The sequence below is a fragment of the Pseudomonas sp. Pseusp9 genome (genome assembly GCF_059491265.1).
This window is the reverse complement of sequence record NZ_CP168500.1, coordinates 3582202-3599192: the sequence shown is the minus strand read 5'-3', so window position 1 is coordinate 3599192 and position 16991 is coordinate 3582202. Positions and strand designations below refer to the sequence as shown.

The following is a 16991-nucleotide window of genomic DNA, read 5'->3' as shown; positions in this document are numbered from 1 at the left end:
CCTCGCGCTAAACATGGAGGTCGCAATGACCGGAATGAATGACAAATGGCAGTCGGCAGGGGTAATCGCCATCCGTGGCCACCTCTCAGAAAAACGCCAGTGTCAGGTTGATGCTGAAACCGTTGCCTTCGGGACGGTTCTTGGTGTCGAACTCCGGTATCCAGCGCGCGCTCAGGTTGGCCTGGGCGTCGGCAAACTTGCCGGTCCAGCCCACCGCGGGACCTGCGCCGACGGAGCGTCCGCGAAAGCCACTGTTGGCGCCACTACCCGAATCATCGGTGACCTGCTGGATGTAACCGGCTGCCATGCCGGCGTTCCAGCCATTGCCGAAGCCGTGGGTCCAGAGTGCGTCGAGGGTGAAAATGTTGCCGTTGCGATAATTCGTTTCGTTGTTTTCGGTATAGAACTCAAGGCTGCTCATCAGGGTGAATTCACCGCCCTTGCCGTCCAGGTGCGAGAACGCCACGGTGGGCATGAAGGTGTAGTTGTTCTGCCCGGGGTTGGCCAGGCGATCGACGTTGTAGGCGCCGGTCGGCACGTAGATCGGCAGTGAAAACGCAATGTGGTTGAGCTCGTCGAAGTGGTAGCCGGCGGCAATCGGTGTCACCAGCATGTCGGCGAATTGGGTGCCGGTGTCCTCGGTACCCAGCGTCCTGCCACGGGGGCCGGTGATGCTCGCGGTCACATCGGTGTACTGCACCGGCACGCCGATGGCTGACGCGTAGTTCCAGGCGCCCGGGCCCGTATCCCAGACATGGGTGAAGTTGGCGATCGTGTAGGAAACCTTCATGCCCACGCCTGTACTCAAGTCGCCCCCGATCGGCACCTGTACGTTGCCCTTGAGGTCGCCGTCGTACCAGAAGCTGGTCAACGACATCACCCAGCCGGGTGCCGGCGGCACCACCCCGGCATTGGAAAACACCTGCAGGCCGGTAATCGGTCGGCCGACGCCACCTTCGGCGGCCAGTGCGAAGGGGGTGGCGCCGACCATGCACAGCGCCAACAGGGGGCGCACTACGTAAGGCCTGATCATGACGGACTCCGTTTATTGACTTGAGGTAACAGGCGTCAACAGCGGCATGTTCCATTGGCCGTTGGCGGCTTTCGGTTTGGGTTCGACGAACTTGTAATGTACCCGGCAGTTTTTTGCGGTTCGCTAAAGGCGTTGACGTTATTGGGCGCAGATTGCCAGGCGTAGTCACCACCCGATCCGAGTGGGGGTGTCTTTGGGGTGGCTATTCGGAATACCTGGAGGGTGGCGGGAGTCGTGCGAGTTATTGCCTGTATTGGCCGTGCAGGCCGAAACAACAGGCGCAACCGAAGTCGCCAGAAAAGAGGCGTGCATCCTGTAGTGTTCAACATGATTCCCCCTGTTCCCTGGTGGCTCATTCTGGACGACTCGGCACTTGGCGGCCGTTACGGCGTAATCCCTTTCTTATCAAGCCTGTAGGACACATCTGATGACCCTAGCAGCTAACTACCGTTTAGCCAGTCGAAGGGGCTGATTCTTTGAATTTGCCTACGAATGCTCATTTGTTTTGTGTACTAAAAATTTAATACACAACTGGAGGTCGGGAGGGGATTGCTGCTGCAATGAAAAACCCGCCCTCTGCGCAAGCATGAACGGCGGGTTTTGCAGGATTCAGGTCCTCGTCGTGGATTCGCTACTCAGCAGTTCTTCCCCCGGCCGAACGCTCGCTCTTCCTGCTCACGCAGTTCCGGGGTGAGTTCGGCGCCAAAATCTTCCATTTCAAACACCTGGCGAATCTCGATCTCGGCTTCGGTACCCGGCATCGGGTTGGGGCAGCGCTTGACCCATTCGATGGCTTCTTCTTTTGATTTCACCTGCCATAGCCAGAAGCCGGCGATCAGTTCCCTGGTTTCGATGAACGGGCCGTCGATCACCGTGCGCTTGTCGCCGGAGAAGCGCACGCGGGCGCCTTTGCTGCTGGGGTGCAGGCCTTCGCCGGCAAGGAGGATGCCGGCCTTGGCCAGTTCCTCGTTGTAATTGCCCATGGCGGTCAGCAGTTCCTGGCTGGGCATTACGCCGGCTTCGGAGTCCTGGCTGGCTTTGATGATGATCATGAATCGCATGTTGTCGTCTCCGTTGCAGTTGAGTGGTTCGATTTATAGTCGAACGACGGTGGAGCAATTCGACAGAGTGTTAACAAAAGTTTTCGTCGATGACGTGTCGTGTGCCTTTCGTCATGAACATCGGGTAGCAGCAGGTGAGGGGGGTACGCTGGATTGCGATCACTCACGAAACATATGACCATTGTGGGTTGTATCCAGTTTTGTGTCCTGATACATGACAATTTATGTTTGACCATAGGTCGTCGGACAATTTCGTGGTTAACTTCGGCCTCGTCAAAACTCTCTACAACAACGTTCAGAAGGACTCCGTTCATGGCTCAAGTCACTCTCAAAGGCACTCCTGTTCAAGTCAACGGCCAACTGCCACAAGCCGGTTCCAAGGCGCCAGCCTTTTCCCTGGTTGCCGGCAATCTGTCCGACGTCACCCTGAAAGACTTTTCCGGCAAGCGCAAAGTGCTGAACATCTTCCCAAGCATCGACACCCCGACCTGCGCCAAGTCTGTGCGCCAGTTCAACGCCCAGGCCAATGACGTCGCCAACACCGTTGTACTGTGCATTTCCGCTGACCTGCCGTTCGCCCAGGCGCGTTTCTGCGGTGCCGAAGGCCTGGAAAACGTACAGAACCTGTCGACCCTGCGCGGTGCCGAGTTCATCCAGAACTACGGCGTAGCCATCGCTGACGGCCCGCTCAAGGGCCTGACCGCCCGTGCCGTGGTGGTACTGGACGAAAACGACAATGTGCTGCACAGCGAACTGGTTGGCGAAATCGCTGACGAGCCGAACTACGAAGCGGCGCTCGCTGTTCTGAAATAAGCGTACCTTTACACTTATTAACGGCCTGGCCCTGTCCAGGCCGTTTTCATTTGTGTTTCAGTGTCTTGGATAATTCTCCTGTTACGTAAGCCAAAGGTAAATTGCCGGTAAAGGCGCTTTGCTTAAAACCCGCCAGTGCTTATCGTTCAGTCTCATGCAAAAAAAGCCCACGCGCCCAATGGTTGGTCACTCAATGCAATCCTCCGCTTCCCGTAGTCCCCGTCGCTGGCTGTTCGGCCTGCTTGTCCTGTTGGTCATCGCCGCTCTGTGCTGGAAATTCTGGCCCGGCAGCGCTGCACCCAAGGAGGCAGTGGGGCAGAAAGCCGTCGCCGGGCATACCGGCCGGGCAGGGGGGATGCGTCCGGGTTTCGGCGGGGCTTCCGGGCCGGTGCCGGTGCGAGTGGCCCCGGCAGTTACCGGTGACTTCCCGCTGTATTTCAAGGCGCTGGGCACGGTCACGGCGCTGAACACCATCAATGTCCGCAGCCGCGTCGGCGGTGAGCTGGTGAAGATCTATTTCGAAGAGGGGCAGATGGTCAAGGCGGGCGACCTGCTGGCCGAAATCGACCCGCGTCCTTACCAGAACGCCTTGCTTCAGGCCGAAGGCACCTTGCTGCAGAATCAGGCGCAGCTGAAAAACGCTCAGGTTGACGTCGAGCGCTATCGCGGCCTGTACCGCGAGGACAGCATTGCCAAGCAGACCCTGGACACCGCCGAAGCGCTGGTCGGTCAGTTCCAGGGCACGGTCAAGACCAATCAGGCAGCGGTCAACGACGCCAGGCTCAACCTCGAATTCACCAGGATCCGCGCCCCGATCACCGGTCGCGTCGGCCTGCGTCAACTGGACGTCGGCAACCTGGTAGCCGCCAACGACACCACCGCATTGGCGATCATCACCCAGACGCAGCCGATCAGCGTGGCCTTCACCCTTCCGGAAAACAGCCTCGACACCGTGCTCGCCCGTTATCGCAGTGGCGCCACGCTGCCGGCTGAAGCCTGGGATCGCGGTGATACCAAATTGCAAGCCACCGGCGTGTTGCAGAGCCTGGACAACCAGATCGACGTCACCACCGGCACCCTGAAGTTCAAGGCCCGCTACGAGAACCGTGACCAGTCGCTGTTTCCCAATCAGTTCGTCAACGTGCGCCTGTTGGCCGACACCCTCAAACGCGTAGTGCTCGCGCCTTCCGCCGCAATCCAGTTCGGCACCAACGGCACGTTCGTCTATGCCCTGGACGGTGACAAGAAGGTCAAGATCCGTCAGTTGAAAGTCGGCGCCAGCGATGGCCTGAACACCGTGGTCACCGAAGGCCTGTCGGCGGGTGAGCGGGTTGTCCTGGAAGGTACCGACCGCCTGAAAGACGGTAGTGACGTGGAGGTGGTCAACGACAGTCAGGAGGTGCCGGCCACGCCGACCGAACACCTGCAAGGCAAGTCGGCGGCAGACGCGGCAGAGCCCGTGACCACTGACAAGGCGAAAAAGGGCGGCGCATGAATCTCTCGCGGCTGTTCATCCTTCGCCCGGTAGCCACCACGCTGAGCATGCTGGCCATTGTTCTGGCCGGTTTGATCGCTTATCGGCTGCTGCCGGTTTCGGCGCTGCCTCAGGTCGATTACCCGACCATTCGCGTCATGACCCTGTATCCCGGCGCGAGCCCGGACGTCATGACCAGCGCAGTGACTGCGCCACTTGAACGGCAGTTCGGGCAGATGCCCGGCCTGACGCAAATGGCCTCGACCAGTTCGGGCGGTGCCTCGGTGCTGACCCTGCGCTTCAGCCTCGACATCAACATGGACGTTGCCGAGCAACAGGTGCAGGCGGCAATCAACGCCGCCACCAACCTGTTGCCCAAGGACTTGCCGGCACCGCCGGTGTACAACAAGGTCAACCCGGCCGATACACCGGTGCTGACACTGGCTATCACCTCCAAGACCATGCTGCTGCCCAAGCTCAATGATCTGGTCGATACGCGCATGGCGCAGAAAATCGCCCAGATCAGCGGTGTCGGCATGGTCAGCATTGCCGGCGGCCAGCGCCAGGCCGTGCGGATCAAGGTCAACCCCGAGGCCCTGGCGGCCAACGGCTTGAACCTGTCGGACGTGCGCACGCTGATCGGCGCCTCCAACGTCAACCAGCCCAAGGGCAACTTCGATGGCCCGACCCGGGTCTCGATGCTCGACGCCAACGATCAGCTGACGTCGCCCAAGGACTACGCCAACCTGATTCTGGCCTACGCCAACGGTGCGCCGTTGCGGCTCAAGGACGTGGCGGAAATCGTCGACGGCGCCGAGAACGAGCGGCTCGCTGCGTGGGCCAACGAGAACCAGGCGGTGCTGCTGAACATCCAGCGCCAGCCCGGCGCCAACGTGATCGAGGTGGTGGACCGGATCAAGGCCCTGCTACCGAGCATCACCGATAACCTGCCGGCCGGCCTCGACGTGGTGGTGCTGACCGACCGCACCCAGACCATCCGCGCCTCGGTCAAGGACGTGCAGCACGAATTGCTGATCGCCATCGCCCTGGTGGTCATGGTCACCTTCCTGTTCCTGCGTCGCGCCAGCGCCACGATCATTCCTTCGGTGGCCGTGCCACTGTCGCTGATCGGTACGTTCGGCGTGATGTACCTGGCAGGGTTCTCGGTCAACAACCTGACCTTGATGGCCCTGACCATCGCCACCGGTTTCGTGGTGGACGATGCGATCGTCATGCTCGAGAACATTGCGCGTTTCATCGAGGAGGGCGACAGCCCGCTGAACGCAGCACTCAAAGGCGCCAAACAGATCGGTTTCACCCTGATCTCCCTGACCTTGTCGCTGATCGCCGTACTGATCCCGCTGCTGTTCATGGCAGATGTGGTCGGGCGCTTGTTCCGCGAGTTCGCCATCACCCTGGCGGTGGCGATCCTGATTTCCCTGGTCGTCTCCCTGACCCTGACGCCGATGATGTGCGCACGGTTGCTCAAACGAGAACCCAAGGAAGCCGAGCAGGGCCGGTTCTACCGGGCCAGCGGTGCGTTCATCGACTGGATGATCGCCGCCTACGGGCGCAAGTTGCAGTGGGTACTCAAGCACCAGCCGCTGACCCTGATGGTGGCCATTGGCACCTTGGCGCTGACGGTATTCCTGTACATGGTGGTGCCCAAGGGCTTCTTCCCGGTGCAGGACACCGGCGTCATCCAGGGTATTTCCGAAGCGCCGCAATCGATTTCCTTTGCGGCCATGAGCGAGCGCCAGCAGGAACTGGCCAAGGTCATTCTGGCTGACCCGGCCGTCGAGAGCCTGTCCTCCTACATTGGCGTGGATGGCGACAACTCGACCCTCAACAGCGGGCGATTGCTGATCAATCTCAAGTCGCATCACGACCGCAACCTGAGCGCAACGCAGGTGATTGCCCGCCTGCAACCAGAGCTGGACAAGCTGGTTGGCATCCGTCTGTTCATGCAGCCGGTGCAGGACCTGACCATTGAAGACCGGGTCAGCCGCACGCAGTACCAGTTCAGCATGTCGTCACCGGACTCGGAGTTGCTGAGCCTGTGGAGCGGGCGTCTGGTCGAGGCCTTGGCCGACCGTCCCGAACTGACCGACGTAGCCAGCGATTTGCAGGACAAGGGCTTGCAGGTCTATCTGGTGATCGACCGCGATGCGGCGTCGCGGGTCGGGGTGTCGGTGTCGAACATCACCGATGCGCTCTACGACGCCTTCGGCCAGCGGCAAATTTCCACGATTTATACCCAGGCGAGCCAGTACCGCGTGGTCCTGCAATCGCAGTCCGGCGAGAAGATCGGCCCGGATGCGTTGAACCAGATCCACGTCAAGACCACCGATGGCGGTCAGGTGCGATTGTCCAGCCTGGCGCATATCGAAGAACGCCAGGCGCAACTGGCGATCACCCACATCGGCCAGTTCCCGGCGGTGATGATGTCGTTCAACCTGGCGCCCGGCGTGGCGTTGGGGCATGCGGTGCAAATCATCGAGCAGGTGCAGAAGGACATCGGCATGCCGATTGGCGTGCAGACCCAGTTCCAGGGCGCGGCCGAAGCCTTCCAGGCCTCGTTGTCGAGCACGCTGCTGCTGATTCTCGCGGCGGTGGTGACCATGTACATCGTGCTGGGGGTGCTCTACGAGAGCTATATCCACCCGATCACCATTCTGTCGACCTTGCCTTCGGCGGCGGTGGGCGCCTTGCTGGCGTTGATCCTCAGCGGCAATGACCTGGGGATGATCGCGATCATCGGCATCATTCTGCTGATCGGCATCGTGAAGAAGAACGCGATCATGATGATCGACTTCGCCCTCGACGCCGAGCGCAATCAGGGCATGGACCCGCAGACGGCCATCTACCAGGCGGCCTTGCTGCGTTTCCGGCCGATTCTGATGACCACCCTGGCGGCCTTGTTCGGTGCCGTGCCGCTGATGCTGGCCACCGGATCCGGCGCGGAACTGCGCCAGCCGCTGGGTCTGGTGATGGTTGGTGGCCTGCTGCTGAGCCAGATCCTGACGTTGTTCACCACGCCTGTGATCTACCTCTACTTCGACCGTCTCGGTCGGCGCTGGGGCCGCAAGCCTGAGTCCGTGGAAGCGGTTGAGCAGCCATGAACCTTTCAGGACCTTTCATCAAGCGCCCGGTCGCGACCATGTTGCTGAGCCTGGCAATCATGCTCTTGGGCGGCGTGAGTTTCGGTTTGCTGCCCGTATCGCCGCTGCCGCAAATGGACTTTCCGGTGATCGTGGTCCAGGCCAGCCTGCCCGGGGCCAGCCCCGAGGTGATGGCGTCGACGGTGGCCACGCCGCTGGAACGTTCCTTCGGCGCCATTGCCGGGGTCAACACCATGAGCAGCCGGTCCAGCCAGGGATCGACCCGGGTGATCCTGCAGTTCGACCTGGATCGCGACATCAACGGTGCGGCGCGGGAAGTGCAAGCGGCCATCAACGCCTCGCGCAACCTGCTGCCGAGCGGGATGCGCAGCATGCCGACCTACAAGAAGGTCAACCCGTCCCAGGCGCCGATCATGGTGCTGTCGCTGACGTCGGATGTGCTGGAAAAAGGCCAGCTCTACGACCTCGCCTCGACGATCCTGTCCCAGAGCCTGTCCCAGGTGCAGGGCGTCGGCGAGGTGCAGATCGGCGGCAGTTCCCTGCCGGCGGTACGTATCGAGCTGGAGCCGCAGTCGCTGAACCAGTACGGCGTGGCCCTGGACGATGTGCGCAACACCATCGCCAATGCCAACGTGCGCCGGCCCAAGGGCTCGGTGGAAGACGATCAACGGCTGTGGCAGGTCCAGGCCAACGACCAGTTGGAAAAAGCCAAGGACTACGAGTCGCTGATCATCCACTACAACGGCGGCGCGGCCCTGCGCCTGAAGGATGTGGCGAAAGTCAGCGATGGCGTCGAGGACCGCTACAACAGTGGTTTCTTCAACGACGACGCCGCGGTGCTGCTGGTGATCAACCGCCAGGCGGGCGCCAACATCATCGAGACGGTCAACGAGATCAAGGCCCAGTTGCCGGCGTTGCAGGCGGTGTTGCCGGCCAGCGTCAAGCTGAACCTGGCCATGGACCGCTCGCCCGTCATCAAGGCGACGCTGCACGAAGCGGAAATGACCCTGCTGATCGCCGTGGCGCTGGTGATTCTGGTGGTGTTCCTGTTCCTCGGTAACTTCCGCGCCTCGTTGATCCCGACCCTGGCCGTGCCGGTGTCGCTGGTTGGCACCTTTGCCGTGATGTACCTCTACGGCTTTTCGTTGAACAACCTGTCGCTCATGGCGCTGATTCTGGCCACCGGGCTGGTGGTGGACGATGCCATCGTGGTGCTGGAGAACATCTCCCGGCACATCGACAAAGGCGTACGGCCGATGAGGGCCGCGTACCTCGGTGCCCAGGAAGTCGGTTTTACCTTGTTGTCGATGAACGTGTCGCTGGTGGCGGTGTTCCTGTCGATCCTGTTCATGGGCGGGATCATTGAAAGCCTGTTCCGCGAATTCTCCATCACCCTGGCGGCGGCCATCGTGGTCTCTTTGCTGGTCTCGCTGACCCTGACCCCAATGCTCTGCGCACGCTGGCTCAAACCGCATACGCCCGGGCAGGAGAACCGCCTGCAACGCTGGAGCCAGCGGACCAACGACTGGATGGTCGGCAAATACGCCACCAGCCTCGACTGGGTGCTGCGTCACAAGCGCCTGACCTTGCTCAGTCTGTTCGTGACAATTGGGGTGAACATTGCCTTGTATATTGTTGTTCCTAAAACATTTATGCCGCAGCAGGATACCGGTCAACTGATCGGTTTCGTGCGCGGCGACGACGGTCTTTCGTTCAGTGTGATGCAGCCGAAGATGGAGATTTTCCGTCGGGCCGTGTTGAAGGATGAGGCGGTCGAAAGCGTCGCCGGGTTCATCGGCGGTACCAACGGCACCAACAACGCCTTCATGCTGGTGCGCCTGAAGCCGATCAAGGAACGCAACATTTCCGCGCAGAAAGTCATCGAGCGCCTGCGCAAGGAAATGCCCAAGGTCCCCGGTGCACAACTGATGCTCATGGCGGACCAGGACCTGCAATTCGGCGGTGGCCGTGAGCAGACCACCTCGCAATACTCGTACATCCTGCAAAGCGGGGATCTGGGGGCGTTGCGCGAGTGGTATCCGAAGGTCGTCACCGCGCTCCGGGCCTTGCCGGAGCTGACGGCGATCGATGCACGGGAAGGCCGGGGTGCCCGGCAGGTGACCCTGATCGTCGACCGTGACCAGGCCAAGCGCCTGGGTGTCGACATGGACATGGTCACGGCGGTGCTGAACAACGCCTACAGCCAGCGGCAGATTTCGACCATCTACGACAGTCTCAACCAATATCAGGTGGTGATGGAGGTCAATCCGAAGTACGCCCAGGACCCGATCACCCTGAAGCAGGTCCAGGTGATCACCGCTGACGGCGCGCGGATCCCGCTGTCGACCATCGCGCATTACGAAAACAGCCTGGAAGACGATCGGGTCAGCCACGAAGGCCAGTTTGCTTCGGAAAGCATTTCCTTCGACATGGCCGAAGGTGTGACGGTGGAGCAGGGTACCGCCGCCATCGAGCGGGCGATTGCCAAGGTGGGCTTGCCGGAAGACGTGATCGTGAAAATGGCCGGCACCGCCGATGCCTTTGCCGCCACGCAGAAAAGCCAGCCGTTCATGATTCTCGGCGCGCTGGTGGCGGTGTATCTGGTGCTGGGGGTGCTGTACGAGAGCTACATTCATCCGCTGACCATCCTGTCCACCCTGCCGTCGGCCGGGGTCGGCGCATTGCTGTCGATCTATGCGCTGGGCGGCGAGTTCAGCCTGATTTCCTTGCTGGGGCTGTTTCTGTTGATCGGCGTGGTGAAGAAAAACGCCATTCTGATGATCGACCTGGCGCTGCAACTGGAACGCCACCAGGGCATGGCACCGCTGGAGTCGATTCGCAACGCCTGCCTGCAACGTTTGCGACCCATCCTGATGACCACCCTGGCGGCGATCCTCGGTGCCTTGCCGTTGCTGCTGAGCCGCGCCGAAGGGGCGGAAATGCGCCAGCCGCTGGGCCTGACCATCATCGGCGGGCTGATCTTCAGCCAGGTGCTGACGCTTTACACCACCCCGGTGGTTTACCTCTATCTCGACAAACTGCGCCATCGCTTCAATAAATGGCGTGGGGTGCGTACCGATGCTGCTCTGGAAACTCCGCTATGACTGAACGTTCGCTTTTCAACCTGGCTGCACCGCTGCTCACGGCTCGAGGCTCGCGTCTGTTGAGCCTGTCACTGTGCGTGGCGATGCTCAGTGCCTGCGCCGTCGGCCAGGATTACCAGCGCCCGCAAACCGCTGAGCCGGCGCAGTACAAGGCGGCAGAGGGCTGGCGCCAGGCCAACCCGAGCGATGCCTTGGCGCGCGGCGCGTGGTGGGAGTTGTATGGTGACCGGCAGCTCAATGGCCTGATCGAAAAACTCAATAGCTCCAACCAGACCGTCGCCCAGTCCGAAGCCCAGTATCGTCAGGCCCAGGCCTTGGTACGTAGCGCACGCGGGGCGTTTTTTCCGACGGTCGACCTGAACGTCAGCAAGAACCGTTCAAGCCAGGGCACCGGCAGCAGCAGCTCCAGCCTGAGCAGTTCGTCCAGTGGTATTCGCAATACCTACTCGGCGCAGGTGGGCGTCAGTTGGGAGGCCGATGTATGGGGCAAGCTGCGCCGCGGCCTCGAAGCCGATACTGCGAATGCCCAGGCCAGCTTTGCCGATCTGGCCGCGATGCGCCTGAGCCAGCAGTCGGAACTGGTGCAGAACTATCTGCAATTGCGCGTGATCGATGGCCAGAAGCGCCTGCTTCAAGACACCGTCGAGGCTTATCAGCGATCGCTGAAGATGACCGAGAACCAGTACCGTGCCGGCGTATCCGGCAAGGACGCGGTGGCCCAGGCCCAGACGCAGCTCAAGAGCACCGAAGCCGATATGGTCGACCTGATCTGGCAACGCGCCCAGTTCGAGAACGCCATCGCCGTGCTGATCGGCTTGCCGCCGGCGGAGTTCAGCCTGGCGGAAAGCCAGGACATTCCGCAGTTGCCGCAAGTACCGCCGGCGCTGCCTTCGCAGTTGCTGGAACGTCGCCCGGACATCGCTTCCGCCGAGCGTTCAGTGATGGCCGCCAACGCCAACATCGGTGTGGCCAAGGCCGCCTATTACCCCGACCTGACATTGAACATGAACGGCGGTTACAGCAGCAGCACCTATGCCAACTGGATCAGCCTGCCGAACCGTTTCTGGTCAGTCGGGCCGCAGTTGGCCATGACCCTGTTCGACGGCGGGCAGCGCTCGGCTGAGGTCGACCGCAGTGAGGCGGCCTATGACGAAACAGTGGCCAAATATCGCCAGACCGTGCTGGATGGATTCCGCGAAGTGGAAAACTTCCTGGTGCAGCTCAAGGTGCTTCAGGACGAAGCCGTCGTGCGCCAGCAGGCGCTGGACGCCGCCCGTGAATCGTTGCGCCTGACCCAGAACCAGTACAAGGCCGGTTTGATCGCGTACATCGATGTGGTGGTGACCCAGGCGGCGGCGCTGAGCAATGAGCGTAGCAATCTGGACCTGCTGCAAAGCCGCCTGATTGCCAGCGTGCAATTGATTGCCGCGTTGGGGGGAGGCTGGGATGGGCAGCTTCAGGTGAGCGATAGCCAATAGCGTCGTCGTTGAACGCTGCAATCCCTGCAGGAGCTGGCTTGCCAGCGAAGGCAGTGTGTCAGGCGACAACAATGTTGGACCTGATGACCTCTTCGTTGGCAAGCCAGCTCCTACAGGGTTTTGCGCTCGACGAGAGTTAATGTTTAACCTTAAAACAAGCGTTTCATCGGACTGATGGCCTTTTGCTTATTTTCTGAGTGCGTTCTTAATCGGAATCAGTACAATCGCCGCATTTTCCCCCAGCGAGAATCAATAACATTAAAGGGGGCATTCGCGAGAAGTCCCCATGCTCATCGGTAGCTATTCCCCCACCCTGGTCATCATTTCCCTCTGCGTAGCGATTCTCGCGTCCTATACCGCACTCGACCTGACCGGACGCATTGCCACGGCCAAAGGCCGCGCCGTGCATTTGTGGACCGCGGGCGGAGCCATTGCCATGGGCATCGGCATCTGGTCGATGCACTTTATCGGCATGCTCGCGTTCAAGTTACCGATCGACCTGGGGTACGACGGCGCGATCACCTTGTTGTCGCTGCTGATCGGAGTGCTCTCCAGCGGTTTTGCGCTGTGGCTGGTCAGCCAACCACAATTGCCGGCCTGGCAATTGGCCTTCGGCGCGTTGGTCATGGGCGCCGGCATCAGCGCGATGCACTACACCGGCATGGCCGCCATGCTTTTGCAACCGGGCATCGACTACGATCCGACGCTGTTCGGCGCCTCGCTGCTGATCGCGGTCGCTGCATCGGGTGCGGCATTGTGGATCGCTTTCCATTTGCGCCAGCACACGCCTTATGTCCGTCTGATCCGTGGCGGGGCCGCCGTGATCATGGGCATCGCCATCGTCGGCATGCACTACACCGGGATGGCCGCCGCGCGCTTTGCCGATGGCAGTTTTTGCGGGGCGGCGGTCAATGGCCTGACCGGCAATGGCCTGGACAACCTGGTGCTGGTCACCACGCTGGCGGTGCTGAGCATTGCCTTGCTGACCTCGATCCTCGATGCGCGCCTGGAAGCCCGCACCGCGAGCCTGGCTCAGTCGCTGACCGAGGCCAACCGTGAACTGACCCAACTGGCCCTGCACGACACCCTGACCGGGTTGCCGAACCGGATGCTGCTGGCCGATCGTATCGATCAGGCGATGTCGCGGGTCCGGGAAGAGGGGGGCTGCTTTGCCCTGATGTTCATCGATCTGGACGGCTTCAAACCGGTCAACGATGCCTTTGGCCACCATATGGGTGATCTGCTGTTGCGTGAAGTGGCCCAGCGCCTGCGCGAAGACCTGCGCAGCCAGGACACCCTGGCGCGGATCGGCGGTGACGAGTTCGTGTTGCTGGTGCAATTGACCGAACAGAACGACGCCTTGAACCTCGCGGCCCGCCAGGTCGGCTTGATTGCGCGGGCGTTCCGGGTTGCCGAACATGATTTGCACATTTCCGCCAGTGTCGGCATCGCGCTCTACCCGGGTAACGGGCAGTCCGCCCACGAATTGCTGATGAACGCCGACGCGGCGATGTATCACGCCAAGGGTTCGGGTAAAAACGGCTACAGCTTTTTCGATGCCTCGATGAACAGTAACGCCCGCAAACAGCTGCAATTGCTGCAGGACCTGCGCAATGCCCTGGAACATCAGCAATTCAGCCTGCATTACCAGCCCAAGTTCGACGCGGCCAATGGCCGGCCGGTGGGCGCCGAAGCCTTGTTGCGCTGGGAGCATCCGACGCACGGGATGCTGTTGCCGGACAAATTCATCGAGCTGGCGGAAAAGACCGGGCTGATCATTCCGATCGGTGAGTGGGTGCTCAACGAAGCGTGCCGGCAGATGCGCGATTGGTACGTGCTGGGCTATACCGATTGGCGCATCGCGGTGAACCTTTCGGCCATTCAGTTCTGCCATAGCGGGTTGGTCCAGAGTGTCGCCAAGGCGCTGGCGACTCATCATCTGCCGGCCAACAGCCTGACCCTGGAAATCACTGAAACCACCGCCATGAGCGATGCCGATGCGAGCATGACAGTGCTTCAGGAACTGTCGGAAATGGGCGTCGACCTGTCCATCGACGATTTTGGCACTGGCTATTCGAGTTTGATGTACCTCAAGCGCCTGCCGGCCAACGAACTGAAGATCGATCGCGGTTTTGTCCGCGACCTGGAGCGCGACAGCGATGACGCCGCTATCGTCTCGGCCATCGTGGCCCTCGGCCAGGCGTTGGGGTTGCGCATCGTCGCCGAAGGTGTGGAGACGGGTGTGCAGCAGGACTTTCTGACGAAGCTCGGTTGCGATTCGTTGCAGGGTTACCTGCTGGGGCACCCACTGCCGGCTGCGGGTTTCATGGTGGAAATCCATCGCGGGGAGCAATTGGTCGAGCAGTTGAAAGCCCGTCCCGAGCGCGAAATGTCGATGACATGACAGCTGATGTGTAGCCATGCAAAAACCGCCAATGGCGGTTATTCTTGCCCCGACCGCTTAAGCTTTGAATTGGGGGAAAGCTCGCATGGACAAAGTCATCGTCATCACCGGCGGCAGCCGCGGCATCGGTGCCGCCACCGCCCTGTTGGCCGCCGCGCAGGGCTATCGGATCTGCATCAACTATCAGGCTGATGAACAGGCTGCACTCGGCGTGCTGGAGCAAGTCCGCGCCCTCGGTGCGCAAGCCATTGCGGTGCGGGCCGACGTCAGCATCGAAGACGAAGTCATCGCGCTGTTCCATCGGGTAGACAGTGAACTGGGCCGGGTTACCGCGCTGGTGAACAACGCCGGCACCGTCGGACAAAAGTCCCGGGTCGACGAAATGTCCGAGTTCCGCATTCTGAAAATCATGAAAACCAACGTCCTGGCGCCGATCCTCTGCGCCAAGCACGCGATCCTGCGCATGTCGCCCAAACACGGCGGGCAGGGCGGCAGCATCGTCAACGTGTCCTCGGTGGCCGCGCGTCTGGGCTCGCCCAACGAGTACGTCGACTACGCCGCCTCCAAAGGCGCGCTGGACACCTTCACCATCGGCCTGTCCAAGGAAGTGGCAGGCGAGGGGATTCGCGTCAACGCGGTACGCCCCGGCTACATCCATACCGATTTCCATGCCTTGAGCGGCGACCCGGATCGGGTCAGCAAACTGGAATCGGCGATTCCGATGGCGCGGGGCGGCCGGCCGGATGAAGTGGCGGAGGCGATTGTGTGGTTGCTGTCGGACAAGGCGTCTTATGCGACGGGGACGTTTGTCGATTTGGGTGGCGGGCGTTGATCTGAGGTTTGCGTTGTTGGTTCTGGCCCCTTCGCGGGCAAGCCCGCTCCCACAATGAACTGTGTTGATCAAAAAACTTGTGAACGACACAAATCCTGTGGGAGCGGGCTTGCCCGCGAAGACGTCAGCACTGACAACATCTAACCCTCAGAACGAACGCACAATCCGCCCCAGCGTCTCCATCGCCCTCTCCGCAGCCTCATCCCAAGGGCTCCCGTAATTCAACCGAATACAATTCCTGAACCGCTGCGCCGGGGAAAAGATCGGCCCCGGCGCAATGCTGATGCCTTGCGCCAGTGCCATCTGAAACAACTTCAGCGAATCCATCTGCTCCGGCAATTCCAGCCATAAAAAGTACCCGCCCGCCGGCTGACTGACCCGTGTCTGTGCCGGGAAATACCGGGCGATGGCGGCAAGCATGGCGCTTTGCTGGTCTTCCAGTGCGTGACGCAGTTTGCGCAGATGCCGGTCGTAGCCGCCGTGTTGCAGGTAATCGGCGATGGCCGCCTGTGCCGGCATCGACGCACACAGCGAGGTCATGAGTTTCAGTCGTTCGATTTTCTGCGCATAACGCCCGGCGGCGACCCAGCCGATGCGGTAACCGGGGGCCAGGCTCTTGGCGAACGAACCACAGTGCATCACCAGGCCTTCGGTATCGAAGGCCTTGGCCGGTTTCGGTGCTTGCTGGCCGTAATAGAGTTCGGCGTAGACATCGTCTTCGATCAGCGGCACTTGATGGCGGCGCAGCAGTGCCACGAGCTGCTGTTTCTTGGCCTCGGGCAGGGTCGAGCCCATCGGGTTCTGGAAGCTGGTCATGCACCAACAGGCCTTGATCGGGTGGCGCTCCAGGGTTTGTTCGAGCACGCCGAGGTCGATGCCATCGCGCGGGTGCACGGGGATTTCCACGGCTTTGAGTTTCAGCCGTTCAAGCACTTGCAGGCAGGCGTAGAACGCCGGAGCTTCGATGGCCACCAGATCGCCGGGCTGTGTCACCGCTTGCAGGCACAGGTTGAGGGCTTCCAGCGCACCGTTGGTGATCAGCAGTTCCTCCATGGGCAGCATCAGCCCGCCGACCATGTAGCGCAGGGCGATCTGCCGGCGCAATTGCGGGTTGCCGGGCGACATGTCGGTGACCACCATGCGCGGGTCCATTTCGCGGCTGGCGCTGGCCAGGGAGCGGGACAAGCGCTTCAGGGGGAACAACGTCGGGCTGGGGAACGCCGAGCCGAAGGGCACGGTGTTCGGGTCCTTGATCGAGTCGAGTACCGAGAACACCAGTTCGCTGACGTCGACTTCGGTGGACTCGTTGACCTGATTGCTGATCTCCGGTTCGGAAAACGGCCGGGGCGCATGGGCGTTGACGAAGTAACCGGAGCGCGGACGGGCACGGATCAGCCCGCGACGCTCCAGCAGGTAGTAGGCCTGGAACACCGTCGACGGGCTGACACCGTAGGTCTGGCTGGCGTAGCGCACCGATGGCACACGCTGGCCGGGGCCGAGGACGCCGGTGCGGATCAGTTCTGCAATGTCGTCGGCGAATTTTTCGTAGCGTTTCATCAATAGCCCGATTGAGGTCTGACTGGAAATCGAGGTGAATTCATCGCGAGCAGGCTCGCTCCTACAGACATTGCGCTGTTTTTTGTGGGAGCGAGCCTGCTCGCGAATGGCAG

Annotated in this window: 10 protein-coding genes; 7 read left to right on the top strand and 3 right to left on the bottom strand. The window is 61.2% G+C overall.

All coding sequences use genetic code 11. The annotated features are described in order from the left end of the window. Positions 1-85: 85 nt before the first annotated feature. Positions 86-1033 (bottom strand): SphA family protein, encoded by a 948-nt coding sequence (locus ACEN8E_RS16065; protein WP_495588936.1) that lies wholly within the window; start codon positions 1031-1033, stop codon positions 86-88. A gap of 635 nt (positions 1034-1668) precedes the next feature. Next, a complete protein-coding gene (locus ACEN8E_RS16060) occupies positions 1669-2094 on the bottom strand; it encodes a YciI family protein (protein WP_495588935.1) in 426 nt (141 codons plus the stop codon). Between the two features lie 312 nt (positions 2095-2406). On the opposite strand from ACEN8E_RS16060, the gene tpx reads away from it, so the two are divergent. The 7 genes from tpx (at position 2407) to ACEN8E_RS16025 (ending at position 15321) form a co-directional block, all read left to right on the top strand. Further along, positions 2407-2907 carry a thiol peroxidase gene (gene tpx / locus ACEN8E_RS16055; RefSeq protein ID WP_495588934.1) on the top strand — a complete coding sequence of 167 codons (501 nt, stop codon included), beginning with the start codon at positions 2407-2409 and terminating at the stop codon, positions 2905-2907. Between the two features lie 178 nt (positions 2908-3085). Then, positions 3086-4402 carry an MdtA/MuxA family multidrug efflux RND transporter periplasmic adaptor subunit gene (locus tag ACEN8E_RS16050; RefSeq protein WP_495588933.1) on the top strand — a complete coding sequence of 439 codons (1317 nt, stop codon included), beginning with the start codon at positions 3086-3088 and terminating at the stop codon, positions 4400-4402. Next, entirely contained in the window at positions 4399-7503 is a 3105-nt protein-coding gene (locus ACEN8E_RS16045; protein ID WP_495588932.1) for an MdtB/MuxB family multidrug efflux RND transporter permease subunit, read from the top strand. Before ACEN8E_RS16050 ends, ACEN8E_RS16045 begins: the two co-directional genes overlap by 4 nt. Further along, positions 7500-10607, top strand: coding sequence for an efflux RND transporter permease subunit (locus ACEN8E_RS16040; RefSeq protein WP_495588931.1), 3108 nt, complete (start codon positions 7500-7502; stop codon positions 10605-10607). Before ACEN8E_RS16045 ends, ACEN8E_RS16040 begins: the two co-directional genes overlap by 4 nt. After that, a complete protein-coding gene (locus tag ACEN8E_RS16035; RefSeq protein WP_495588930.1) occupies positions 10604-12085 on the top strand; it encodes an efflux transporter outer membrane subunit in 1482 nt (493 codons plus the stop codon). Before ACEN8E_RS16040 ends, ACEN8E_RS16035 begins: the two co-directional genes overlap by 4 nt. A 286-nt stretch (positions 12086-12371) precedes the next feature. Further along, a complete protein-coding gene (locus ACEN8E_RS16030; protein WP_495588929.1) occupies positions 12372-14489 on the top strand; it encodes a putative bifunctional diguanylate cyclase/phosphodiesterase in 2118 nt (705 codons plus the stop codon). An 85-nt stretch (positions 14490-14574) separates the two neighbouring features. Then, entirely contained in the window at positions 14575-15321 is a 747-nt protein-coding gene (locus ACEN8E_RS16025; protein ID WP_495588928.1) for an SDR family oxidoreductase, read from the top strand. A 147-nt stretch (positions 15322-15468) separates the two neighbouring features. On the opposite strand, the gene mapR is transcribed toward ACEN8E_RS16025, so the two are convergent. Further along, complete coding sequence (mapR, locus tag ACEN8E_RS16020) at positions 15469-16878, bottom strand: GntR family transcriptional regulator MpaR (protein WP_495588927.1); 1410 nt, start codon at positions 16876-16878, stop codon at positions 15469-15471. Positions 16879-16991 lie beyond the last annotated feature (113 nt).